This window comes from Bartonella sp. TT121SHDZB (genome assembly GCF_042193415.1).
GTDB lineage: Bacteria > Pseudomonadota > Alphaproteobacteria > Rhizobiales > Rhizobiaceae > Bartonella.
The window spans coordinates 65268-91291 of the sequence record NZ_JBHILR010000003.1 but is presented as its reverse complement, the minus strand read 5'-3'; the positions used below and the strand labels follow the sequence as shown (position 1 = coordinate 91291).

General features: G+C 35.1%; 22 protein-coding genes, 1 tRNA gene and 1 pseudogene. 14 read left to right on the top strand and 10 right to left on the bottom strand.

Going from position 1 to position 26024, the window contains the following annotated elements; translation table 11 throughout:
* The first annotated feature begins 9 nt into the window (after positions 1–9).
* A complete protein-coding gene (gene gatA / locus ACFIKI_RS02845) occupies positions 10–1494 on the top strand; it encodes an Asp-tRNA(Asn)/Glu-tRNA(Gln) amidotransferase subunit GatA (RefSeq protein WP_375665587.1) in 1485 nt (494 codons plus the stop codon).
* Between the two features lie 92 nt (positions 1495–1586).
* Here the strand turns inward: gatA and ACFIKI_RS02840 are convergent, their stop codons facing one another.
* From ACFIKI_RS02840 to ACFIKI_RS02820, 5 genes are all read right to left on the bottom strand, one after another.
* A complete protein-coding gene (locus ACFIKI_RS02840) occupies positions 1587–2297 on the bottom strand; it encodes an ABC transporter ATP-binding protein (RefSeq protein WP_375623160.1) in 711 nt (236 codons plus the stop codon).
* Positions 2284–3066 carry an ABC transporter ATP-binding protein gene (locus ACFIKI_RS02835; RefSeq protein WP_375623162.1) on the bottom strand — a complete coding sequence of 261 codons (783 nt, stop codon included), beginning with the start codon at positions 3064–3066 and terminating at the stop codon, positions 2284–2286. The genes ACFIKI_RS02840 and ACFIKI_RS02835 overlap by 14 nt, the downstream gene beginning before the upstream one ends.
* Positions 3063–4121: a branched-chain amino acid ABC transporter permease gene (locus ACFIKI_RS02830; RefSeq protein WP_375665586.1), complete on the bottom strand. Its 1059-nt coding sequence runs from the start codon at positions 4119–4121 to the stop codon at positions 3063–3065. Before ACFIKI_RS02830 ends, ACFIKI_RS02835 begins: the two co-directional genes overlap by 4 nt.
* The gene (locus ACFIKI_RS02825) at positions 4121–5197 is read right to left on the bottom strand and encodes a branched-chain amino acid ABC transporter permease (protein ID WP_375665585.1); all 1077 of its coding nucleotides are present in this window, start codon (positions 5195–5197) and stop codon (positions 4121–4123) included. Before ACFIKI_RS02825 ends, ACFIKI_RS02830 begins: the two co-directional genes overlap by 1 nt.
* A gap of 114 nt (positions 5198–5311) precedes the next feature.
* Positions 5312–6445, bottom strand: coding sequence for an ABC transporter substrate-binding protein (locus tag ACFIKI_RS02820; protein ID WP_375665584.1), 1134 nt, complete (start codon positions 6443–6445; stop codon positions 5312–5314).
* A 324-nt stretch (positions 6446–6769) separates the two neighbouring features.
* On the opposite strand from ACFIKI_RS02820, the gene ACFIKI_RS02815 reads away from it, so the two are divergent.
* The 4 genes from ACFIKI_RS02815 to ACFIKI_RS02800 all read left to right on the top strand — a co-directional run bounded on the left by ACFIKI_RS02815 (position 6770) and on the right by ACFIKI_RS02800 (position 9714).
* The gene (locus tag ACFIKI_RS02815) at positions 6770–7345 is read left to right on the top strand and encodes a cold-shock protein (RefSeq protein WP_375665583.1); all 576 of its coding nucleotides are present in this window, start codon (positions 6770–6772) and stop codon (positions 7343–7345) included.
* A 258-nt stretch (positions 7346–7603) separates the two neighbouring features.
* Positions 7604–8116: a DUF192 domain-containing protein gene (locus ACFIKI_RS02810; protein ID WP_375665582.1), complete on the top strand. Its 513-nt coding sequence runs from the start codon at positions 7604–7606 to the stop codon at positions 8114–8116.
* Positions 8113–8886 carry an alpha/beta fold hydrolase gene (locus ACFIKI_RS02805; RefSeq protein ID WP_375665581.1) on the top strand — a complete coding sequence of 258 codons (774 nt, stop codon included), beginning with the start codon at positions 8113–8115 and terminating at the stop codon, positions 8884–8886. The genes ACFIKI_RS02810 and ACFIKI_RS02805 overlap by 4 nt, the downstream gene beginning before the upstream one ends.
* A 615-nt stretch (positions 8887–9501) precedes the next feature.
* A complete protein-coding gene (locus ACFIKI_RS02800) occupies positions 9502–9714 on the top strand; it encodes a DUF3126 family protein (RefSeq protein ID WP_375623175.1) in 213 nt (70 codons plus the stop codon).
* A gap of 44 nt (positions 9715–9758) precedes the next feature.
* Here ACFIKI_RS02800 and radC read toward each other — a convergent pair whose 3' ends face one another.
* The 3 genes from radC to sfsA are packed head-to-tail and all read right to left on the bottom strand — an operon-like array spanning position 9759 to position 12110.
* On the bottom strand, positions 9759–10553 hold the full coding sequence (gene radC, locus ACFIKI_RS02795; protein WP_375665580.1) for a DNA repair protein RadC: 795 nt from the start codon (positions 10551–10553) through the stop codon (positions 9759–9761).
* 17 nt (positions 10554–10570) lie between these two features.
* A complete protein-coding gene (gene map, locus ACFIKI_RS02790; RefSeq protein ID WP_375665579.1) occupies positions 10571–11401 on the bottom strand; it encodes a type I methionyl aminopeptidase in 831 nt (276 codons plus the stop codon).
* The gene (gene sfsA / locus ACFIKI_RS02785) at positions 11394–12110 is read right to left on the bottom strand and encodes a DNA/RNA nuclease SfsA (RefSeq protein ID WP_375623181.1); all 717 of its coding nucleotides are present in this window, start codon (positions 12108–12110) and stop codon (positions 11394–11396) included. Before sfsA ends, map begins: the two co-directional genes overlap by 8 nt.
* 304 nt (positions 12111–12414) lie before the next feature.
* Here sfsA and ACFIKI_RS02780 point away from each other — a divergent pair.
* From ACFIKI_RS02780 to ttcA, 4 genes and pseudogenes are all read left to right on the top strand, one after another.
* A pseudogene (locus ACFIKI_RS02780) lies at positions 12415–13252 on the top strand (RNA methyltransferase).
* Positions 13245–14072: a glutamate racemase gene (gene murI / locus ACFIKI_RS02775; protein WP_375665578.1), complete on the top strand. Its 828-nt coding sequence runs from the start codon at positions 13245–13247 to the stop codon at positions 14070–14072. The pseudogene ACFIKI_RS02780 and the gene murI overlap by 8 nt, the downstream one beginning before the upstream one ends.
* Positions 14073–14242: 170 nt before the next feature.
* Complete coding sequence (rpsD, locus tag ACFIKI_RS02770; protein WP_375665577.1) at positions 14243–14860, top strand: 30S ribosomal protein S4; 618 nt, start codon at positions 14243–14245, stop codon at positions 14858–14860.
* 266 nt (positions 14861–15126) lie between these two features.
* Positions 15127–16002, top strand: a complete 876-nt coding sequence (gene ttcA / locus ACFIKI_RS02765) for a tRNA 2-thiocytidine(32) synthetase TtcA (protein ID WP_375665576.1) — start codon at positions 15127–15129, stop codon at positions 16000–16002.
* A 954-nt stretch (positions 16003–16956) separates the two neighbouring features.
* Here the strand turns inward: ttcA and rimO are convergent.
* Both rimO and lexA read right to left on the bottom strand, forming a co-directional pair.
* A complete protein-coding gene (rimO, locus tag ACFIKI_RS02760; protein ID WP_375665575.1) occupies positions 16957–18270 on the bottom strand; it encodes a 30S ribosomal protein S12 methylthiotransferase RimO in 1314 nt (437 codons plus the stop codon).
* A 469-nt stretch (positions 18271–18739) separates the two neighbouring features.
* Positions 18740–19444, bottom strand: a complete 705-nt coding sequence (gene lexA / locus ACFIKI_RS02755) for a transcriptional repressor LexA (protein WP_375623192.1) — start codon at positions 19442–19444, stop codon at positions 18740–18742.
* A gap of 1320 nt (positions 19445–20764) precedes the next feature.
* Between lexA and ACFIKI_RS02750 the strand changes: the two genes are divergently transcribed.
* The 5 genes from ACFIKI_RS02750 (at position 20765) to ACFIKI_RS02730 (ending at position 26018) form a co-directional block, all read left to right on the top strand.
* Positions 20765–20840 (top strand) — tRNA-Lys (locus ACFIKI_RS02750).
* 506 nt (positions 20841–21346) lie between these two features.
* Complete coding sequence (locus tag ACFIKI_RS02745) at positions 21347–22246, top strand: septal ring lytic transglycosylase RlpA family protein (RefSeq protein WP_375665574.1); 900 nt, start codon at positions 21347–21349, stop codon at positions 22244–22246.
* An 895-nt stretch (positions 22247–23141) separates the two neighbouring features.
* Positions 23142–24305, top strand: a complete 1164-nt coding sequence (locus tag ACFIKI_RS02740; protein WP_375665573.1) for a D-alanyl-D-alanine carboxypeptidase family protein — start codon at positions 23142–23144, stop codon at positions 24303–24305.
* A 28-nt stretch (positions 24306–24333) separates the two neighbouring features.
* Entirely contained in the window at positions 24334–24978 is a 645-nt protein-coding gene (tmk, locus tag ACFIKI_RS02735; RefSeq protein ID WP_375665572.1) for a dTMP kinase, read from the top strand.
* Positions 24975–26018 (top strand): DNA polymerase III subunit delta', encoded by a 1044-nt coding sequence (locus ACFIKI_RS02730; protein WP_375665571.1) that lies wholly within the window; start codon positions 24975–24977, stop codon positions 26016–26018. Before tmk ends, ACFIKI_RS02730 begins: the two co-directional genes overlap by 4 nt.
* The last annotated feature ends 6 nt before the right edge of the window (positions 26019–26024 follow it).

Below are 26024 nucleotides of genomic sequence, written 5' to 3'. Positions count from 1 at the left end.
AGAACCAATATGACTGATTTAACAACTCTCACAATTGCGCAAGCTCGTGATGCTCTAACAAAGAAAAATCTCAAAGCAACAGAATTAACGGAAGCTTATTTACAAGCAATAGAGTTGGCGAATCCAACTTTGAATGCTTATGTAACAATAACAGCAGAACAGGCAAGAAAAATGGCTGCTGAATCAGATGGACGTTTGGCGAAAGGGCAGGGGAGGCTTTTAGAAGGAATTCCTTTGGGGATTAAAGATCTTTTTGCAACCTATGGTGTTCATACGCAAGCCTGTTCACATATCCTTGATGGTTTTAAACCGCACTATGAATCAACTGTCACGGCTAATTTATGGCAAGATGGTGCAGTGATGTTAGGAAAACTTAATATGGATGAATTTGCTATGGGCTCATCCAACGAAACATCATATTATGGCCCTGTTATTAGCCCATGGAGAAAAAAAGGCTCGGAGAAAAAACTCGTACCCGGTGGTTCTTCGGGAGGATCTGCTGCCGCTGTTGCTGCACAAATTTGTGCTGGTGCAACTGCAACCGATACAGGTGGCTCAATACGTCAACCAGCAGCTTTTACTGGCACTGTAGGAATAAAGCCAACTTATGGACGTTGTTCGCGGTGGGGCATTGTTGCATTTGCTTCATCCCTTGATCAAGCTGGACCTATTGCCAGAGATGTTCGTGATTGTGCTATCTTACTCAGATCAATGGCCTCTTTTGATGAAAAAGATTCTACTTCCGTGAATTTACCAGTTCCTGATTATGAAAGTTATCTTGGTCAATCAATCAAAGGAATAAAAATCGGTATTCCAAAAGAATATCATATGGATGGAATGTCTCTAGAAATTATTGAGCTTTGGCAAAAAGGAATAAATTGGTTAAGAGAAGCAGGTGCTGAGATTAAGGATATTTCTTTGCCCCATACAAAATATGCTCTACCTTCTTATTACATTATAGCTCCTGCAGAAGCCTCTTCTAATTTAGCGCGTTATGATGGTGTGCGTTTTGGTTTACGCGTGCCTGGAAAAGACATCATTGAGATGTATGAAAATACGCGTTCTGTTGGTTTTGGTAATGAAGTTAAGCGGCGTATTTTGGTTGGGACTTATGTCCTTTCATCTGGTTATTATGATGCCTGTTATTTAAGAGCTCAAAAAATAAGAACACTCGTAAAACGTGATTTTGATCAATGTTTTGCTTCAGGCATTGATGCGATTTTGACACCAGCAACACCAACACCTGCTTTTGGTATTGGTGATGAAAAAATAAAAAATGATGCTGTAGCAATGTATCTTAATGATATTTTTACGGTACCAGTTAATATGGCTGGGTTACCAGGAATTTCTGTTCCTGCTGGTCTATCATCAAATGGTTTACCGCTAGGATTGCAATTGATTGGTAAACCTTTTTCTGAAGAAGTGATTTTTCAGATAGCACACATTATTGAACAAGAAGCAGGAATATTCAGTGCAGAAAAATGGTGGATGTAATAGTCAAAATTCACAAAAAAGAAGTTCTCATTAAGTAGAGAGATGCTTAAAAAAAGAGGATGGGAGAACTCTATTTTCTGAATTTGTAACCTTTATCCACCAAGATAGGCTTCTTTAACACGCGGATCAGAAAGCATAGTTTTGCCTTCACCGTGAAATAAAATATGCCCTACCTCTAAAATATAAGCATAGTCAGCGATGGAAAGTGCAGCAAATGCATTTTGTTCAATAAGAAGAACAGTTTTTCCCATATCATTAATTTTTCGAATAATCGAAAAAATTTCCCGAACAAGAAGTGGTGCTAACCCCAACGAGGGTTCATCTAATATGACCATATCAGGATTGCTCATAAGTGCACGGCCCACAGCAACCATCTGCTGTTCACCACCTGACATTGTTCCTCCCAACTGTTTTGCTCTTTCACGAAGGCGTGGAAAAAGATCAAATATCCATTCAATATCGCGGGAAATTCCCTGCTTATCGTGACGAATATAAGCGCCTAGATGAAGATTCTCTAAAACAGTGAGATGGGGCATGATACGTCGTCCTTCAGGACTTAGAGCAATCCCTAATCGCAAAATCTCTTCTGGTGATTTTTTAATAATAGATTTTCCATTATAGGTAATTTCTCCATAAACAGAGCGATTAAGTCCTGTAATAGAACGTACAATACTGCTTTTTCCCGCACCATTGGCTCCAATTAAAGTAACAATACTGCCCCGCTTTATGGACATAGAGAGATTTTGGACAGCTTTAATGGCGCCATAATGAACGTAAAGATTTTTTATTTTAAGAATATCCATAAACATCTCCGCCAAGATAAGCTTCAATAACTTTAGGGTTATTACGAATTTCATCTGGTGTACCATTGGCAATACAACAGCCATATTCCATAACCAAAATACGTTGGCAAAGCCCCATAACCACTTTCATATCGTGCTCAATAAGAAGAATTGTAAGATCAAAGTCTTTTTGCACTTTTGCTATGAATTTTCTAAGATCTTCACTTTCTTGTGGATTCATGCCAGCAACAGGTTCATCAAGAAGAAGCAATTTGGGCTTTGTAGCTAACGCGCGTGCAATTTCTAGACGCCGTTGCACACCATAAGGCAAAGCTGTTGCCGATTGATTGGCAAGGTGATCAAGTTGTAGCTGTTCAAGGAGCTCCAAGGAATTTTTATAAACTTCCTTCTTTTCTTTCATTGCTTTTGAAAAAAATAGAGCTGAAGAAAACCAAGGATATTTTTGTCGAACATGCGCTCCTACCATAACATTCTGCAAAACCGTTAACCCTGAAAAAAGACGAATATTTTGAAATGTTCTGGCAATATGGCGTCTACAGATGATATAAGGAGACGCTCCAGAGATTTTTTGCTCATCAAAAAGAATGCTGCCGCTTGTAGGAGCATAAAAACCAGAAATCATATTGAAAACTGTTGTTTTTCCAGCACCATTAGGACCAATTAATCCAGTAATACTCCCTCGTTTAATTGCCATATTAACATTATTTACAGCAACTAATCCGCCAAAACGCATTACAACATTATTGAGTGAAAGGATGGTGTCGTTCATAGCTTTCCCTCAGTATTAGAAAGCTTTTTGCGTGCCAAAAAGCTATAAATTCCATTCCATGAGAATTCTCGTTGTCCCATCAATCCTTTTCTCCAAAACAAGATAATTACCAGCAATAAAAGAGAAAAAACAACCATACGAAGTCCTGGGGTTTCTGGAATATGTATAAAACCTAAGTCAAATGGACTTTCAATAATACGAAGCCATTCAAGCATGACTGTAATAATAATACTGCCAATAATGCTCCCTGTAATTGACCCCAGACCACCAGCAACAACAATCATCAAAATATTAAAAGTCAAAAGAAAATTAAACATTTTTGGATCAATGGTTGAAATAAGAGCCGCCATTAATGCGCCACCTATACCTGCAAAAAACGCTCCAACAGTAAAAGAAAAACTACGATAGAAAAAAGCGTTAATTCCCATAGTTTTCGCAGCTATTTCATCATCACGAATAGCCCGTAATACGTTACCAGTATTGCTTTGCAGTAAGAGGACAATAAAGAGAACTGTAAATGCTAGCCAACCATAGTTCCACCATAATGTTGCATTTTGAGGTATTCCTTTGATTCCCAAAGAGCCATTTGTGAGCGATGTGGCGTTCGTAATGACAATGCGAATAATTTCCGCAAAACCTAATGTTGCAATTCCAAGATAATCGCCACCAAGACGCAATATTGGTAAGGCAATCAATAAACCTACAACAGCAGCACACAAACCACTTACAACAACAGCGATAAAAAAAGGTAACTGTAAATGATATAATGGTTCAGCAATAGGCTCAAGAATCCACATCATTTCTTTTTGTTCAGGGGAAAGAAGTAAAATTGCGCAAACATAAGCACCAATAGCCATAAATCCAGCATGTCCAAGAGAAAACATACCTGTGAAACCATAAATCAAATTAAGCGAAATTGCCAATATCGCATTAATAGCAATCAGATTGATGATACGAAGCGTATAGTCATTAAAATGGCTATCAGCATAAAATAAAAAACCTATGAGAACTAAAACACTTATACACGATAAAACAGTTGTCGCTGACTTTGCCATTAGATTTTCTCCTGATTTCTTTTACCCATTAATCCTGTGGGCAATATTAATAGAATCAGAATTAATAAAATGAAAGCGAAGGCATCTCGATATCCAGATAGCGCGGGAAAAAATGCAATAATCATAATTTCAATAAACCCTAATAATAATCCTCCCAACATTGCTCCTGGTATCGAACCAATACCTCCGATAACAGCAGCGATAAATGCTTTGAGACCAGGAAGAACACCCATATAAGGCTGAATTTGAGGATAACGTAAAGACCACATAATGCCCGCTATGGCGGCAAGAGCTGAGCCTATTCCAAATGTAAACGAAATAACTTTATTGACAGATACCCCCATCAAACGTGTTGTTTCAATATCATGGGAGATTGCACGCATAGCAAGCCCCGGTTTTGTTTTATGGATAATCCATAATAGTAATAAAATAAGAATTAATGACACAAAGGGAACGATCAAAGACATGGGAGCAATTCTGATGATACCATCTGCTCCTGATCCTAGATGCCATAAAAATGGTGTTACAAGAAAATCTGGCTGTTGTACACCTTTCGGAACACCACTAAAGAGTACAGTAGCAAGATTTTCAATAAAAAAAGAAACACCGATTGCACCGATAAGTGCCGAAATACGCGGAGCATGGCGTAGAGGTTTATAAGCAAATTGATCAACAGCAACACCCACAGCACTTGTAATAAAAATGGAAAAACAAAGAGCTAAAACCCAAATCGGTGTAAAATCTTGTGGGGAAATTTTAAAATAATAAACAAATCCTAGCGCAAGAATTAAAAAAGCAGCAATCCAATAAATTGGAGGACGCCTTTTAAAGCCTATAAAGACCGAATAATAAACAAGAGCAGCAAGGAACAAAAGAAGAAAAGCTGCCCAAGCAGGCATAAAGCCAATTGTGGAAAAGAAAACAAAATATGCTCCCAGCATAAAGATATCACCGTGAGCAAAATTAATGAGTCTCAATATACCGTAGACCATGGTGTAGCCAATAGCAATAAGCCCATAAAGAGATCCCAATGCCAGTGCATTAAAAAAGTACTGGATGAACATTTCAGTGCTCATCTCTCATCCTTCCACATTTGTTAATTTACATAGGACAATAAGAAATTTCTAAGTTTTTGGTTGAGAAAAAGATCCTCAACCAATTCTTGCATTTTAATAAGTACAACTTTTTAATTAAAAAGCAGGTTTAACTTCTTCTAAATAAACACGTTTTCCATCCTGTATTTTAATGATACCAATAGGAATTTTAGGATTATGATTTTCATCCATTGACATATCCCCAAAGGGGGTAGGAAAATCTTTTAATTGGCTAAGTGCGATAGTAATTTTTTCACGATCAGCGCTACCAGCATTTTCAATAGCCTTCATGAACATCATATAACTCGTGTATCCCAAAACAGAATTGATATTTGGCTCTTTGTCAGGGTATGCTTTTTTCCATTCTTTTGTGAATTCTTGCGCAGCTACTGACATATTTGGCATATCCTCACTATAGGGAAGTGTTGTATGTAAGAAACCTTCTGCTGCTTTTCCTGCAATCGTAATGGTTTCTGGATTATCCATAGCATCTCCACCCATAATTTGAAACTTCGCTCCTAATTCTCGTGCTTGTTTCATGATGATAGCACCTTCAGAAAAGTAAGATGGAATGAATAAAATATCAGGTTTTTGTGCAATAATTTGCGTAAGAACAGCTGAAAAGTCTTGATCTCCGGAATTATAATTTAGATTTGAGATAACTTCACCACCTAATTTTTTGAAAGCACGCGTAAAATAACTTGCAAGACCAATGGCATAATCGCTTGAAATATCTTTAAGGATAGCGGCTTTTTTTGCGTGTAAAGTTTGGCTTACATAAGTTGCGATTCCGACTCCTTGATAGGAATCAATAAAGCAAGCGCGAAAGTAATATTTTTTACCCTGTGTAACAAGAGGACTTGTTGAGGACGTTGCAATAGTTGGAGTCTTTGCTTTTTCAGATATTTCACCACCTGCTAACGAGAGCGAAGAACCATAGCTCCCAATGATTCCAGCCACTTTTTCACTTGCTGTTAAACGCATAACAGCATTAGCTGCTTCTACTTTATCAGACTTATTATCAATAATAACAAGTTCCACTTTACGTCCTAAAATTTCTGGAACTTTTTTATGGGCTAATTCTATACCTCTAATTTCAAGCTGACCTCCAAATGCATTTTGACCACTTAATGGGAGATAAACACCAATTTTGATAGGTTCACTTGCATAAACATTTGCTGTAAATGCCATAAATGCTGTGATTGTCGTAAGGATTTTCTTCAATTGCATTGCGCATTTTCCTTAATTAAATTGTCGTTTTTTCACCTTATATTGAACTTCTTCATCATGCAAGTTACACATTAATGAAAATATCATTATGTAAAAAAACTTTTATATGATCTCTTTTGTAGGGCACACCTTGTAAGATATGTAAAGCGTACAATCAAATAGTTTTATAAATATTCATATTGATATTCGCTGACGTTAACATAGAAGATACGACAATATGGGGAAATCTTATCTTGGGGCTTGCGTGTTGATACAAGAGCAATGTTTACTTAAACCTAGAGAATCAATATCGTACAATATTATAAGCTACAGGATCACGTTATTATGACGAGTAAGGATGCATTAAAGGATTGTTCCCCATCTGAGGATAGTATAGGTGCTTGTGGGGAGATTATCGAAATCAGTGGTGTCATTAAGTGGTTTGATGGTAGTAAGGGGTATGGATTTATTGTACCTGATTTACCTCATTTCCCCGATATATTATTGCATGTTACAGTAATGCGAAGGGATGGTTTTCAAACAGCTTTGGAGGGAGCTAAAGTCATTTGTGCTGTGGAAAAAACTGAACGAGGGTTAAAGTGCGTTCAGGTGAAATCTATAGATTGTTCTTCCGCGATTCATCCATCAGAAATTCCAGCTCGTACTCATATTGTTGTTACTCCAGAAAGTGGGCTGGAACGTGCAATTGTTAAATGGTTTAATCGTGACAAAGGTTTTGGTTTTCTTAGCCGTGGGCAAGGAACAGAAGATATTTTTATTCATATGGAAACGTTGCGCCGTTTTGGTTTAGCAGAGCTTCGTTCGGGCCAAGTTGTTCTTATACGTTTTGGTAAAGGGGAAAAAGGTTTAATGACAGCAGAAATTTATCCGGATATAGGTATTCCTTTTTCTACGCATTAAATTGCTATGTAGTGAATTTTATTCGTGAAATCAGTGTATTCTCTTTATTCCTTAAGGCAGTTATTACATAAATAGTGATAGAGGTGGGTGCTTTCAAAAAAATATGGCTCTCGTGAATCTATAAAGCAAATAAGGAAATTGCACATATTGCATTGAAAGAAAAGAGAGGAAAACAAGGAAACAGCTTTCCTTTTTTGGTTTTGTAGTACTTTTTATTTTAGGAATAAAATTTAAAATTTTTCTGTATTGGAGACAAAAATGTTAAAGCCTTTTAAAAAAGGGCATATTGTTTTATTGGTGATATTTTTTATGTTAGAAGTACATGCTGTTGTAGCAAAGAAGCCTATAGAGATTCCTGTTCATCCAATTCCTTTAGAAATACATACAAAGCAAGGTACAGTTTCTTATAAGGTAGAGATTGCTTTTACACCTTCTCAGGCAGCAGCTGGTTTAATGTATAGGACTGATTTTCCGTGCGATCGTGCAATGCTCTTTAAGCAGCCCAAAAGTTATCAATCAGGAGATGAGCAGAAGTTTTTTATGTGGATGGCAAATACGCCGTTACCCTTAGATATGATTTTTTTAAATTCTGAGGGAATTATTGTATCGATTATTGAAAATACTTCTCCATTTTCAACAAGCACCATTTCATCTGGAGTTCCTGCAGCTTTTGCACTTGAAATTAACGCTGGTGAAGTTTCTAAAAAAAAGATACAAAAAGGGCAACGTGTTATTCATCCTGTACTTTGTGGAAAGTGCAATAAAAAATGACCGCTGAAGATATTCGTTTTTTTGAATATAATGGTTTGCGATTTGCTTATCGAGAAGAAGGGCAGGGCGCGCCTATTTTGTTGATCCATGGTTTTGGATCTTCTGCACGGGTGAATTGGTATGCAACGGGTTGGTTTCGTATTCTCACTGAAGCAGGATATCGTGTTATTGCTCTTGATAATCGCGGTCACGGAGATTCAGTTAAAAGTTATGATCCTGTCTTTTATACACCTCAAGCTATGGCTGGCGACGCAGTAAAGTTACTGCAGCATTTAGAGTTATCTAAAGCCCATGTTATGGGATATTCTATGGGGGCTCGTATTAGTGCTTTCATGGCTCTTTTGCATCCAACATATGTACACAGCGTTATTTTTGGTGGTTTAGGTATTGGTATGGTAACAGGAGCGGGAAATTGGGAGCCTGTTGCTGAGGCCCTTTTAGCGGAAGATATTTCTACCATTACCAATACACGTGGTTTAATGTTCCGTAAATTTGCAGATCAAACGAAAAGCGATAGACATGCTTTGGCTGCGTGTATTATCACATCAAAACAGGAGCTAACGGCATCTGAAGTTTACAAAATCAAACAACCAGCACTTGTTGCCGTTGGTTCATTAGATGAAATTGGCGGCGCTGCAGAGCCATTGGCAGCCTTGCTGCCTTGTGGTGAAGCTTTATCAATTCCTGGTCGAGATCATATGCTTACGGTAGGCGATAAAGTTTATAAAAAAGGCGTTATCGATTTTCTTTCTCGTTATCCTATAAAATAAGAATTCTTCATAGCTTTTAGAATTTACAAAAATACCCAATATTTTTATCTTGTATAAACTGAAAGCTCATTTAAAATATTTCCTATTATAACATAAATTTTTATAAAAAAAACGAAGAGATAAATAAACTCTTATTAGCTTATTGTGTATATTTTTTAGAGGTGTAATTCTTCTAAGGTTAGATAATTATATTTTATAAAGTCGTTAAAGAGAATTATTTTAAATGATGTAATAATATTTTTTATTAAAAATTGTAATTTTAAATAAAAAAACATTGTTATTTATATTTTTTATAAAAGGAACAAAATTACAAATTATTGATCAATTTATTCTTACGAATATGCGTTCTAAATACAGATGCTAAAATTGGAGATAAAGTAAAATTATTCAAAATATACAGTTTTTTTGCCATTTTTTAATCTATACGGGTATATTTAATAATGATAGACTCTTTTTGTAAACGTTCTTTATGAATTTATAAAGAACGTTGTAAATATATGTAACATTAAGTAAATATTCAGATTATGCTTTTTTACTGACTTTACAGAATCATAAGAGTGTCTTATTTGCGCGACACGCAATTATTTTAATCGTTTCAAAAAACAGGAGAGCATAGTGAATGCTGATGAAATAAAAAAACTTGATAATTATTTTAAAAATATATTCCAAAACTCAGCATTGCAAGTCAGAGCACGGCCTAAAAAGAGTGATTCTTGTGAGGTTTATATGGGAGATGAGTTTTTAGGCATTATCTATCGAGATGAAGATGAAAATGAGCTATCCTATAATTTCTCAATGGCTATATTAGATATTGATTTAGAAAATTGATTCGTTATTTATCATTGAATAAAGTCTTTTTTATCCCATAAGATTTATATAAGTTTTAACGCTTTAAAGCTTGTATGGTTATTTCGTGCAATAATAAGGTGGTCATGGATAATAATGCCTAATGCATTTGCTGCATCTTTTAATCTATATGTCATTGTTATATCTGCATCAGAGGGGGTGGAATCGCCAGAAGGGTGATTGTGGACTAAGATAAGTCCTGAGGCGGATAACTCTAAAGCTCGAGAAATAACTTCACGAGGATAAACAGGGGTATGATCAATGGTTCCAGTTTGTTGCACCTCATCAGCAAGCAAGCCGTTTTTCTTATCAAGAAATAAAATACGAAATTGTTCACGTGTTTCGTGAGCCATAACAGCTTTACAATAAGCTAAAACTTTATCCCATGATGAAAAAATATCGCGTTTAAACAATTGCGCACGAGCAAGACGTCCAGCAACATCTGAAATAATTTTTAAATCAATTGCAGTGGCGGGACCACATCCTGGAATTTCTTGAAGTCGGTGAATATCCGCTCCCAATACATCAGCTAATGAACCAAAACGCGCTATCAAATTTTTAGCTATGGGTTTTGTGTTTGCACGGGGTATTGTGCGAAAAAGCAATAATTCAAGATATTCATAATCTTCAATTGCATTTCCTTTTGACTTTAAATAGCGCTTCCGAAGACGTTCACGATGTCCTTGATAATGTTTATGAAGCTGTGCGTTTTTCTGAGGCTCTTCATTTTTTCTTTCTGATATTGGGGTGAGTGGAGAACTCGATGTTAATGCAAAGTGATTACTTTGAGTATCTTCCTTTTGATTTAATTTTTTAGCCATAAAGTCTCTACAGTGCGTTAGGTATGCGAATTTGAAATATAAAAAATATTTTTAGGAGATTGTGTAAATATTTCATACCCTTCATTTGTAACACCGATCGTATGTTCATATTGTGCGGTCAGAGAGCGATCACGGGTAACGGCAGTCCAACCATCAGATAAAATCTTAACTTGTGGTTTACCAAGGTTAATCATAGGCTCAATTGTAAACATCATACCTTGTTTTAATTCGACTCCTTCTCCAGGGTTTCCATAATGGAGGATATTGGGAGCATCATGAAAAAGCTGGCCTATACCATGTCCGCAAAAGTCTCTCACAATTGAACAGCGTTCAGATTCTGCATACTGTTGAATGGCTGCACCAATATCGCCCGTCGTTGCTCCAGGCTTAACGACAGCGATACCTTTCATAAGACTTTCATAGGTTATTTTTAGCAAGCGTTCTGCGGCACGTCTAATTTTTCCAACAGGATACATTCGACTTGAATCTCCATGCCAACCATCAAGGATAAAGGTTACATCAACATTTACAATATCACCTTCTTGCAAAGGTCTTTTATTGGGAATGCCATGGCAGACAACGTGATTGATAGATGTACAGCATGAATGGCTGTATCCATGATAATTGAGATCAGCAGGAAGTGCTCCTCGCTTAGCACCAAAAATAAATACAAAATCATCTATTTCTTGCGTAGTAACGCCCGGCTTAATAATATCTGTAAGCGCATCAAGGCATTCTGCAGCAATACGACCAACTTCACGCATTTTAGCAAAAGCATAATCATCGAAAATGCGGATTTTTCCATTAAATTTTAAAGGGATTTTATTATATTCGATATACTCAGTCATTGTTTCTTCTATTTTCTATTTGTACTCTCTGAATCGGAAAAATGCCTTCTACACTTACATGACACTTTACAGCATAACATTCTACCCCTGATTTTAATGCTAAATCAAACTTACGTCCATAGAGTGGATCAAGATCATGACAGATTGTAAAAGCGGCGCAATCTTCTCTTTGAATAATATAAAGCATCGCAGCTCGTTTTCCTTGTTGTACGACTCCTATGAGTTCTTCAAGATGACGTGCACCACGTTTTGTCACGGTATCAGGAAATTCTGCTAATCCTTTTTGACGAATAAAATGAACATTTTTAACTTCTAGGTAACAATCAGGAAGAATGTTATCACGTAAAAGAAAGTCAATTCGTGATTGTATCCCATAGCGTTGTTCTTTTAAGATTGTTTTATACCCACTTAATTCTGGTAGTAATCCATTTTGAATTGCTTCTAGTGCAAGTTTATTGGGTACAGCGGTATTAATGCCAACCAAAGTATTATCGGCTTCAACAATTTCTAATTGATAGGCATATTTTCGTTTGATGTTGTTATGATAAGAAAGCCAAATATTAGAGTTGGAAGCTGTTAATCCAAGCATTGATCCTGTATTAGGTACAGACACGGTGAGGACATGCTGATCATCTTGTTGAACATCCGCAAGGAAACGTTTATAACGACGGATAAGCTTTGCAGGAAAAAGTTTGGGAATAAAGTGCATATCCCTTTTTTAGGATTTATGATTTCATAATTCAACTGAGATTATGATTTATAGTGGCTGTTCCCTATTAAAAAAGATACAATTGATGTAAAAAACACTACGATATCTTATATAAATTGTTATAAATTCCATCGTTCACTTTAATGGCTTTTAAAATTTATTATTAGGTTTAGAAGCGATTATTTTTGAATAAAAAGATAACATTGTCTATAATTTATTATTAAACAAGCATTAGGGTATTGTGAAAAAGGTTTCGTAAAAATAGTGGAGAGGGAGATAGTTTAAGTGAAACTAGGTAAAATTGATGGCTGGAACGAATAGGAATCGTGAAAATTTAACAAATGGTCCCATTATTATTTTAGTTGAACCGCAGCTTCCTGAAAACATTGGTATGGTCGCAAGGGCAATGGCGAATTTTGGGCTTTCTAAGCTTCGATTAGTTAATCCTCGAGAAATGTTTCCAAATGAAAAAGCTAGAGCTGCTGCAAGTAAAGCTGATCATGTCATTAACAACGCTGTGATTTTTAACACATTGCGTGATTCAATCGCAGATTTACACTATGTTTTTGCCACAACAGCACGTGAAAGATGTGGTTTCAAAACTGTAAAAAGTGCTGTCGAAGCAGCAAGCGTATTACGTCAGCGTGAAAGTATCGGACATAAAACAGGTATTGTCTTTGGAAGAGAGAGATGGGGACTAGAAAATGATGAAATCAGCCTTGTTGATGAAATTATTACTTTTCCAGTTAATCCTGCTTTTGCGTCACTTAATATTGCGCAAGCGGTTCTTTTAATGTCTTACGAATGGATGAAAACAGGTCTAGAAAATGTCAGCGATACGGCATTTCGTGCCGCAGAGATGGAACCTGCAAATAAAACAATATTTCATGGTTTTTTATCTCAGTTAGAAGAGGCTTTGAATATCCGTGGGTATTTTAGACCCCCAGAACGCAAAGAAGTAATGCTTGCAAATTTGCGCTCTGTTTTTACGCGCGCTAACTTTAGTGAACCTGAGGTTCGTTTATTGCGAGGCATTATATCTTCTTTAGATCATTTTTCGCCACAATATCCACGGGGGAGTAGAGCACCTGAAGAACGTGATCGTAAAAAAATTAAAAACAAGTGTGAAAACTAATGGATGAACGGCCTGTTCTTTTTTTTGATAGTGGTATTGGTGGTTTAACTGTTTTAAGGGAAGTGCGTGTCCTTATCCCTGAAAAGCAATTTATTTACGTGGCTGATGATGCGGGATTCCCTTATGGCAATTGGGAAGAAAATGTTTTGAAAGACCATATTTTAAAGATTTTTACAAATCTTTTAACACGTTATAATCCCGCCTTATGTGTCATTGCTTGCAACACTGTTTCTACACTAATGATGGCAAATTTACGTCAAAATTTTCCTCATGTTCTTTTTGTAGGGACGGTTCCTGCAATTAAATCAGCTGCTGAACAGACGAAATCTGGTTTTATTTCCGTATTAGCAACTCCTGGAACAGTTAAACGTGCTTACACAAATGAATTAATCAACTCTTTTGCTGGACAGTGTCATGTTCAGCTTGTGGGAAGTGAAAAGCTTGCTGGATTTGCTGAAGATTATTTACGGGGAAAATCTATCGATGCGGAAGAGATAAAGAAAGAAATCTTGCCATGTTTTGTAGAAAAAAATGGCAAATATACTGATATTATTGTTTTAGCCTGCACACATTATCCTTTTTTGATTAACTTCTTTCGTGAACAAGCTTTATGGTCCGTTAAATGGATTAATCCAGCAAAAGCTATCGCTAAACATACCAGATCATTATTGCCATTGTCGGAAAAAATACATCAGCAATCTGTAAAGAAATATCAAGATTTTGTGTTGCTAACATCAAAAAATGTCACTTCTTCAACGGAGCGTTTGTTAAAAGGATTTGGCTTAAAAATCATGAAAAGAGTTGACTTTGGGATACAAGATCAATAAAGCTATTTCAGCTTTTTCTTTCAAGAAAATGGCATTAATTGACGTGTCCCGTGGATAACTTCGCATATTGATATGTTAAGGTATTCTGTCAGTCTTTAGTGTTTAAAGGCAGAGGAGGGCGCGTTTCCTTGGGATCTCAAGATCTCGTGTTTTATTTTAAAGGAAATGCGATGAGTAAACGCGAAACAACAAAGTATAAAATTGACCGTCGTATGGGAGAAAATATTTGGGGTCGTCCAAAATCTCCCGTCAATCGTCGTGATTATGGTCCAGGTCAACATGGACAGCGTCGTAAAGGAAAACTTTCTGACTATGGGGTGCAGTTGCGCGCTAAACAAAAGCTGAAAGGGTTTTATGGAGATATTTCAGAAAAACAATTTCATAAAACTTATGAAGAAGCTGCTCGTCGACGGGGTGATACTGGTGAAAATCTTATTGGTCTGTTAGAGTCACGTTTGGATGCTATTGTCTATCGTGCAAAATTTGTACCTACGATTTTCGCTTCTCGCCAATTTATCAATCACGGTCATGTTAACGTAAATGGGCGGCGCACAAATATTCAATCTTATCGTTGTAAGCCCGGTGATGTCATTGAGGTTCGGGAAAAATCAAAACAACTTGTTTTAGTTTTAGAATCTGTACAATTGGCAGAACGTGATGTCCCTGATTATATTGAAGCAGATCATAAACAGATGAAAGCAACCTTTACACGTATTCCTGCTTTTGCAGATGTTCCTTATGCTGTGCAAATGGAACCTAATTTGGTTGTTGAATTTTATTCTCGATAATTTTTTTATGAGAAAAATTGTTTCTCTCTTCATATGGTTATAACTTAAAATATTGTGTTTTTTATAATCTTTGGAGTTAACAAGTATTTTTTGTGAATGGTTCTATATTAAGTTTATTGCTATGTTTTATAGCGATAAACTTATATAGTTCCATTTCTTTTTTATGTATCTAATTTTTATAAATTCAAAAAACATAACTGTAAGTTTACTTTATATTTGTTTCTGTCTTTGCAAAACGAGCTATTACTTGTGCAGGATATGGTATTATGAATGATGTTTCAGTTGAATATCAGACAATAGAGGAAAACAAAGAGAGAGATGATCTTTTGGAAAGAGAAGCAGATGATTGTCATCCAATATTTCGGGTTGCTCCTTCAAGCGTAGAATTTAATAAATTGCGCAAACGGCTTTTGCGTCATATGCGGCAGGCTTTGGATGATTTTTCTATGCTCTCTACGGGAAAAAAATGGCTTGTCGCTTTATCGGGCGGAAAAGACTCTTATGGTTTATTAGCGCTTCTTTTAGATTTAAAGTGGCGTGGTCTTTTATCCGTTGAAATTCTTGCCTGTAATCTTGATCAAGGGCAACCAGGATTTCCTAAACATATTCTGCCAGAATTTTTAAGCTCTTATAAAGTTCCATATCGTATTGAATATCAGGATACTTATTCCATTGTTACAGATAAATTGGCAGAGTCGCAGACATATTGTTCACTTTGTTCTCGATTACGACGTGGTAATCTCTATCGTATTGCCCGTGAAGAGGGATGTTCTGCATTAGTTTTAGGTCATCATCGTGATGATGTTTTGGAAACGTTTTTCATGAATTTGTTTCATGGTGGACGATTAGCCGCTATGCCTGGTAAACTTAAAAATGATGAAGGTGATCTTTTTGTATTACGTCCTCTTGTCTATGCTGCTGAAGAAGATATGGAAAAATTTTCTCAAGCAATGAAATTCCCAATTATTCCTTGTAATCTTTGCGGTAGTCAAGATGGCTTACAACGTAATGCAATGAAAGAAATGCTGAAAAACATTGAAAGACAAATGCCAGGACGTAAAGATACGATGATTCGCGCTTTAACAAATGTACGCCCAAGTCATTTGCTTGATAAGAAATTCTTTGACTTTAAAGCGTGTTAATAAAAATTAGATACTCTAAAAATAAGTTCAAAGATTTTAAAATAAGATGCTTCCTTAAAGAGACATCTCTCAAAGAGCACCCAAGCCCACTTCATGATGGCATCTGTGAAGGGGATACCATGAAATCCATTAAGCCCTCCATCTTTACGTTTATTAAGGAGTAAGCCAGCATCATCAACACACTTTGCCAGCTCGTGGGTTACTACAGCCCTTGGCACTTAAGACGATTCATAAAAACCATTTTTAGTTCTTTCTTTAATAATTTTTATCCACACATTCATCCCGCTTGTAACGTACAAACGAATGATTTTGATTGATTCAATGTAAACAGGTCTGAAATGAGAGAATCTTACGATATTCGGGACTCTCATTCAACATGCAAAAAAGCAAATTATTCTTATAAATCAATATATTTATTTATAAGAATAATCGGGAATTGCATTGCTTGAGAAAAATTTTCCATATCTTCCTCAGCAGCATAGATAATACGATAATTTATTGTTTTGCAATTTAGCTATAAAATTATTTTATTTCAAATTCTCTTATATTACATCCATAAACATTCCCTTGCATATAACAAGTGGAATTCTTGTGTGTAGAAAACACAATTGAAAAAAGCCTTTTTTGACGAACCAATGACTATCGAAATATTAAAAACGGAAAAATAGTGTGACTATCCGGTTTATTCTTTAATTAAAGACGAAGAGAGCCGTATGAATGTTATCTTATCCTGTTGTACCATAAAACACTATCATTTAGAGTAGTATACTAAGAGAATATATAAATTTTACTACATTTTTAGAATGTATAGCGAATATTCAGGGTAAGGACTTCCGGTAAATTCTCATGAAGTGAGTTACATAAGTGATCGGGCTTTATTGTGAGAAGTCACTTTTTTATAAACCGACTCTGATAGGAGTCTTCGTCATTTAGAACCTAGAAGGGGTTAAGTTTTTAAACGGCGATACCATAAAGGTCATAAGCATCCGATTGTTCGATTTTAACGGTGACAAATTCACCCACACGCAGTGGACGTCGTGATGATATATGGACAACACCATCTATTTCTGGAGCATCGTATTGACTACGCCCTTTAGCAATTTTTCCTTGACTTTCATCGATAAGCACTTGGAGTCTTTTTCCAATTTTTTTCTTTAAAAGATGCGTAGAAATTTGTTGTTGTTTTGCCATAAAACGATGCCAGCGGTTTTCTTTTACGTCTTCAGGAATATTTTCTAATCCCAAATTATTTGCAACGGCTCCTTTTACTTCTTCATATTTAAAGCACCCAGCTCGTTCAATTTTTGCTTCTTCTAGCCATTCTAGGAGTATATTAAAATCTTCATTCGTTTCACCAGGAAAACCAACAATAAACGTTGATCGCAAAGTAAGATCTGGACATATTTTCCGCCATTTTTCAATTCTTCTGTTTGTTTTTTCCATAAGTGCGGGACGCTTCATATGACGCAAAACAGTTGGTGATGCATGCTGAAAAGGTATATCCAGATAAGGGAGAATTTTTTTTACAGCCATAAGCTCGATAACTTCATCAACATGGGGATAAGGATAAACGTAATGCATACGTACCCAAATTCCCATATCGCCCAGTTCGCGACAAAGGTCAAAAAATTTCGTTTTGATTGTGCGATCTTTCCAAGAATTCTCGAGATATTTAAGATCAATGCCATAAGCACTCGTATCTTGTGAAATAACCAAAAGTTCTTTTACACCTGCTTGTACAAGTTTTTCAGCTTCGCGAAGAACATCGCTGATGGGGCGTGAAGTGAGATCACCACGCAGTGTAGGGATGATACAAAAACTACACCGGTTAGAGCATCCTTCAGAAATCTTTAAGTAGGCGTAATGGCGAGGTGTTAAACGAATACCTTGGGGAGGAACTAAATCAAGAAAAGGATCATGAACAGGAGGAATTGCCGTATGAACAGCTTCTATAACAGTTTCATAAGCTTGTGGTCCTGTAATGGCCAATACATTAGGGTATGCTTGGCGAATAACATCAGGATCAGCACCAAGACACCCTGTTACAATAACTTTTCCATTTTTTTTGAGAGCTTCATCAATATTAGCAAGTGATTCTTTTCTGGCAGAGTCAAGAAAACCACAGGTATTCACAATAACGACATCAGCCCCTTGATGTTGACGCGAAATTTCATACCCTTCAGAGCGAAGGCTTGTAATAATTCGCTCAGAATCAACGAGTGCTTTTGGGCATCCGAGGGAGACAAAACTAATACGAGGTGCGACCATGATGATCCTACAATTACTATCAATGATTGAGTTACGCTTTTACTAACTTAAAAATAATGTTCTTTATTTTTATACCTATGCAATACAATCTGTTACAAAGTTATTTGATTTTTTTCTACAAAATTTTATGTGTTTTTATGCATGCATACAATTTTTTCCTATTATATCGTAAAACTCTGTCATTGAGGAGGAGGATATAAGGCTGCTTCCTTCACAGCATTCAAGTTCTTTTACAAAGTACGTGGTGAATATTTTAAAGCTTACTTGTCAAGCCTGGCGTAAATGAAGGACATGGAGGGAAGGGAAAGTGAAGCCCGCTCGATAAGGATCTGGATTGTTTATAAACCGAATTGGGGGTCTTCTTTGGCTGTGGAGAAGAAGTCAATTGCATGTGGCACAATAAAAAAATACTCAACAGTTTCTTAAGCTTCTTATTGCGATATCTATCGCGTACTATAAGGTTTATTTTTTAATATTTGCGAATAAGTCCGGTAAGTTTGCCTTGTATTTCTACACGGTCGGATTCGTATGTTCGTACTTCATAATGAGGATTTGCGGCTTCTAATGCAATAGAAGCTCCTTTGCGTCGATAACGTTTTAATGTGGCTTCTTTTTTATCAATAAACGCAACAATGATTTCACCTGTTATTGCTGTATTTTGACGTTTCACAATGATCGTATCTTTATCAAGGATACCAGCCTCCATCATAGAATCATCTTTCACTTCTAATGCGTAGTGCTCACCTGTATTAACCATATCGAGTGGGAGAGAAAGGCTGTTTATTTGTTGCAGTATAGCAGAGGCGGGTACGCTCGCAGAAATACGTCCCATAATAGGAATGGTGATATTTTTTTTTTCTTCTTCATCAAAGTGACTCAAACTTTTTGATATTTCTCTTTTATTTTTTTCTATCATACTGGGAGAAATTTTACGTGCTAAAGAAAGACTAAATGTTATTTTCTCGGGAAGCCGAATCACCTCCATTGCACGAGCCCGATTGGGCAAACGACGTATAAAACCTCGTTGTTCTAAGGCTATAATAAGCTTATGAATACCAGACTTTGAAGAAAGTTCTAATGCATTTTTCATTTCTTCAAAAGAAGGAGGAACACCGGTTTCTTTTATATGATTGTGAATAAACAAGAGTAATTCATATTGTTTACATGTCAACATTCAATGTTCCAATCAAAATAATAAAAAAGGATTACATTAAAAAATACGTGTATATATAATAATTCTATAAGTTTTTTTCGCTAAATAAAAACTATTTTCTTTATTTTTGATCTTATAAGTGAATTTATTAAGGTAATATATTTATTTATATTTAATGCACTATAAATGCAAAATTTTACTTTAATAACATTATTAAAATATTGTTTTTAAATTATATATAAAAATATTTTACATCTCTACTAAGCTAAATGATCAGACAATAAATTTTATGAGCATTGTTATCTTACTCTTTTAAAAATATATCTACGCATCTTGTAATTTCTGGTATAAAAAGCTAATTAGAAGGTATTTCATCAATAGCATGGTTGATTACTCGATGTGTATTTAGAATCAATTTGCATATTATTTTTGCTTTTTTATTCTTAGTAAAATTATCTACAGATATAGTATTGAACATACTCTATATCCATTTGGAATATTTTCAATAAAAATAAATTTTTTCTTTATATCTGCTTTATTCTATAGAATAATTTAGCTCTTGTGATATAGTTATTGTGCATGAATAAAAGTTATATTTCCAGAATGCTATTGTTGCTTATTGGTACATAAAAAAATGATATCTCTTTGTGTGCTTGCTTTCATCAAGATTTTGTCATGAATAATATAAAATCTATTGGGTTGCCGCATTTCTATATCAAACGCACTGACATTATCATACTATTTTGCTATCCCCTTAATATTTCGATAATTTTTAGTTATTGAAAAAAGACATAAGAATCATTTTCATTTCTTTTTTGTATAGTTTTATTCTCTCACTTTTATTAGTCGAGCAAATGATTTTGATTGTTTCAATATAAAGGGATTTGAAATGATAAAATCTCTAAGGTATTCAGATCTCTTATTCAATACATAAAACGATAAATTATTATAGATCAATATTCTGTATTATAAATACGATATTCATATTTGAAAATTAGAAAAGAAAATAGGACGATATAAAAATGATATACTCTCTGTAGCGAGAGGTATTTTTTCTGTTCTACTCAAAATACTCAAAAATCCGTATATGTGGGGAAAAGTTTTTGATTTTTCATAATTTTAGCGTTTCAAATCTATGGAATATTTTATAGTTAGATTACCCCTTTATTGAGACTTCAAAAAAAGATTCGAAGAATATCTATAAAATGATAGGGTAGGGAGGAAAGAGAAAATTATTGATAACTGAAGAAAATAATAATATTTTTTTTCAAAAGGTGTTGACCAAATGAAAAGTCAACCGTATGTTCCTTTCACTTTCTGCAAACTAGATAGCTTGTATGGGAGCGCGTAGCTCAGCTGGTAGAGCAACTGACTTTTAATCAGTAGGTCCAGGGTTCGAATCCCTGCGCGCTCACCAATTTTAAATAAAATTAATCGTTATACAAAAGTCCACAGATTGTGATTTCTTTGATTGGTTCTATTGCCGATCTTTTTACCGGCTGTTTTGGTATTAGAGTGATGCCATGCAGTTTCCTGTCCAACCCAAAAGTGCTTTATGCTTATGATATGTGGCTGCTAATTTTGCAATTCATGGACTGCTTTTAAATACCTATTTCATTGCATGATTCACAAAATAAGCTGCTAAAATCAGCATACTTATTCACAGTTTATATTATGAGATGATTTTTCAGTAAGATTTTGATTTATTTATTTTTATTCTTTTAAATTTCTATTATAGGGCATTTATTTCTTATAAAGATCACGAAATAAGGTTAACAATATATTAATTCTTTGATAAAAGGACCAAATTCAAAGAAGGTATATGCGCGAGGGAAATCATTAAAATATGAATTTTCCTATCACGTACAGAAAGCGTGACGTGACTTTTACAGCAATACTTAACAGAATAAGTGGACTGAATAGATGCTTTTAAATAGAAAAAAGAAATTTACTTCTATTATTAAATCGATACTTCAATTATTTTCTATGATAGTCATTTCTCAGTCATTGGTGTCTTGTTGCGCAAGCCAAATTATGCAGTTTTCAATAAAAGATTCCTATTATAATAAACCAATTGTCGTAAATACTTCTGTTTTGCCTAAACAAGTATCCAATAAGAAAAAACAGTCGGAAGAAAAAAAGCGTGGGCGGATCGTTGTTGGTAAACCTTATCAAATAAAAGGAAAGTGGTATTATCCTCAAACTGATCCGACTTATAAACGTGTTGGTGAAGCCTCATGGTATGGTTCAGACTTTCATGGGCGTTTAACTGCCAATGGTGAAATTTATGACATGAATCTTTTGACTGCCGCTCATCCTACAATGCCTTTACCTAGCTATGCTCGTGTTACTAATTTGAAAAATGGGTCTTCAATCATTGTTAGAGTGAATGATCGCGGACCTTTTATGAAAGACCGAATTATTGATTTATCAAGGCAAGCTGCAACAATACTTGGTTATGTCGATAGGGGGGTTGCAGATGTTAAAGTAGAATATATTGCTGAAGCACCTGTTGGCTATTATGATGGTGCATATTTAATGGCCTCTTACACTCCAGGAAATGCTGCGTCATATTCATTAGCGTCGGAGAATGTTTCGAAAAAAAGAGAAACTGTTTTATTAAAAGAGCAGCGCAATACAGAAAACAAAAAAGAATTAGCTAAAGCAGCTGCTATTGAACAGGAACAACGCAATAAAACTGTTGCAGTGAAATTGCCAGAAGTTGGTCCTATCATGGTTGATAAGCCGGTACCATTCGATCAAGTTGCTTCTATAAATAAACTAAACAAGAAGACAAAAGCAAATTGGCTACAACTGTTTTAAGAAAAAATGCATTGGTTTTTAATCAATATAATTTTCAAATAAAAAATGATAAAAAGTTCGGATTTATTGTAAAGCTTTTATCTTAAAGCGAACAGCTATACAATTTAATTTGGGAAGAAATAAAAAGCTTAAAAAGTTAAAGAATATTTCCTTTTGATTCGGTTTTACAGCTTTCTAAAACACATACCGCAATATCTTATGATAGAGATTATGCATGGTCTCATGCTTTTGTTTATCACGTTCTTTAATGGGGTTAAAGTGCCTCACGTAAAGTAGAGCGCTTCAAAAAAAATACACTTGCATTGCCCATTCAAGCACTTATTTTAAGGAGATATATCCTCAATACTCTTAAGTTTATTTTACAACAATGCCCATGAATGGTGTAATTATAAAGCCTTTAGGTATCACTATCTTTACACTTATGAAGATATAAACCGACACCAACATACACTTTGCCCCCAATGTTTTGCGATAATCCTTAACACTTGAGAGGTTTATAAGAAATATTTTACTCTCTTCTTTAATAATTTTTACCCATATACCAACCTTTCTTATGACGCGTAAGCAAGCGATTTTTAATGAATTCAATATGAGAGGAGGAGATGAGAGAATCTTACAGTATTTTGAGTTAGCTTCAATTTTAAAATGATAATTTATCATAACAAATCAAAATACTATCAATAAAAATAGGAGAAAATCTTTTGTCTTTCGTACTTTAAAATGTTAAACTGAACCTACAAGGAAGATAAAAAACGTGTCATATTATTTTTTCTAACGCTAAATGAAAATAAAATCTTTTTATGAGTTGTAAATAATTCCTCAATTTTCAGAAATCAAAAAGTTTTTTCCTATATAATAGTTTTTTTAAGCTGATCTTTAGATGGGAGGAGCGGCTATGTATACAACATTAAGGATCTTATTGATATTATGGGGAGTATTGGCATTTGATACGTGGGGGAGAGCACAAGATTTTCAAACTCCCGCATCCCAATTGTTATTACTCGATGATGATACAGAGACAGTACTCTATGAAAAACAAAGTGCTATTCCTTTTTTTCCTGCTTCATTAGTAAAATTGATGACAGCAGAAGTTGTATTTTATCAATTAAAAAAAGGATTATTAAAAAGTACGCAGAAATTTAAGGTCAGTGAAAATGCTTGGCGCAAGGGTGGAGCACCTTCTGGTACAACCACTATGTTTGCAAAGATAAAAACAGAAATCAGTGTTTCTGATCTGTTGCGTGGTTTAATTATTGTCAATGGAAATGATGCTGCTATTATTCTTGCTGAAGGCATATCAGGAGATGAAGCTCATTTCGCAAAGTTGATGAATCAGCGCGCTAAAATGATTGGACTATCTCAGAGTCATTTTGTTAATGCAACAGGGCTTCCCGAAGAGGGGCAATTTGTAACAGTGCATGATATGATTATATTAGCACGTTACATTACTCAGGAATATCCAGATTATTATGCACTTTATCGTGAACCTCATTTTACGTGGAATAATATTTTTCAACGTAACAAAAACCCTCTTATTTCTAAGGAAATTGGTGTAGAAGGATTTGGTTTTGGCTACAGTAAAAAAGAAGGTTTTTCAATGGTTGCTACCATTTCTAAAAATCATCGACGTCTTTTTTTAGCAATTAATGGTTTGCAAGATGGAAAAAAATATACAAAAGAAATAGAACGCATTCTTCAATGGGGAATGACGGCATTTGATCTTAAAACGATTTTCACAAAAGAAGAAACGGTTGGTCGTGCTTCTGTTTATGGTGGTAAGCAAAATTTTGTTCCACTCATTGTTAAAACACCAATAAGTTTTATGCTTTCAAATGAAAAAAAAGTAAATGTTAAAGCAAAAATTAAATATCATGGTCCATTGAAAGCCCCCATCATTTCTGGGCAATCAGTTGGCGTTATTCAAATTTTAGAAGATAAAAAGGTTCTTCTGGAAAAACCAGTTTTTGCCGGAATGAATGTTCAGGAAGGAAGCTTCTTTGCAAAAGTAAAAAATGCATTCTATGAAATAACAATTGGATGGTTACGGAAATATTTATAGTTACGCGCTAATAAGGTTAAGGTCATACGTGTCAGGTTATTTTATTACATTCGAAGGAGGGGAGGGAGTAGGAAAAACAGTACAGATTTCTTTGCTTGCTGAGTATCTCTCTCACAAAGGTTATGATGTTGTTACAACACGAGAACCAGGAGGAACGGCAGGAGCAGAAGCAATCCGACATATTTTATTGTCAGGGAAGATACAACAGTATGGACCATTGATTGAAGCTGTTTTGTTTACAGCGGCACGCGCTGACCATTTTCATGAAGTTATCGCACCTTCTTTGCAAAAAGGTAAAATCGTTTTATGTGACCGCTTTATTGATTCTACACGCGTTTATCAAGGACTCAATAATAGAGTCAGTTCTTCTGTTCTTTCTGTTTTAGAGTATGTTGCGCTCAATGATATCATGCCTCATTTAACATTTTTATTAGATATGCCAGCAATATGGGGTATGAAGCGTGCAAATTTGCGAAGAAAAAAAACAGAAGAAATTGATTATTTTGAAAAAGATCAGTTGGAAATTCAAGAACAAAGGCGTCAAGCTTTTCTTCAACTGGCCAAACAAGAACCCCATAGATTTCGAATCATTGATGCCACTGGCTCAGTGGAAGCTATTGCTCATCAAATAAAAAATATTTGTCATCAGGTATTGTTGGATCAGCTTTCATGAGTAACGTAAATATCTTACACCAATATGATGATATTGATACAATTTTATCACCATCCCAGAACAATGTTATCTTTGGTCATGAGGATATTCGTCATTTTTTGACACAAATGCTTAAAGAAAAGCGTTTGCATCATGCATTATTATTTGAAGGAGAATATGGGATTGGAAAGGCTACATTAGCCTTTCATCTTGCTTGGAATATTTTAAGTTTTCAACAGAGTTCTTTCTTGAAACCCGATCCTTATTCTACCTCATGGCGCCAAATTACACAAGGAAGTCACCCTGGTCTTTTGTATATTTCACGTCGATTTGATGTAAAAACGCAAAAGTTTAAAACAGGAATACTCGTTGATGATATCCGTGATATTATGCATTTTTTAAGCCGAACATCGCAAGACAATGGATGGCGTATTGTTATTATTGATTCTGCAGATGATATGAATAGAAATGCAGCAAATGCAATTCTCAAAATACTTGAAGAACCCCCTACAAAAACGTTATTTATTATTATCGCGCACTCTTCAGGAAAATTGCTTCCAACAATCCATTCACGATGTCAAAAAATTTCTTTTCGTCCATTGAATAACGATGAAATGAAAAAAGTCATTACACATATTTTCGCCCATCAGGATTTACCTGATGAGAAAACTATGAAAACGATTATTAAAAAATCCAAAGGCAGTCCTCGAAAAGCTGCTTTACTTATTTGCCACGGCGGTCTTGAAATTATTAAAACGATAGATGCTCTCTTAGAAAAACCTGTTTGTGATGCAACGATTGTACACACTCTTGCACAAACATTTTCATCTGCTTCTTCCATATTCCAATTTCAACAATTTTGTAATGAAATTCTTGATAAAATTCAAAAAAAAGCTATCATGCTCATTGAAAAAGGAGATTTATTTCTCTCAAAAAAATATGCGCAAAAGTGGCAAGAGATTCATCAAGAAATAGAGGAAGTGCAAGTGTTTAATCTCGATAAGAAGCAGTTTGTGATTAACGTGCTTTTTAGAGTTCATAAGATCATTCACGAGGATTAGTTTTTC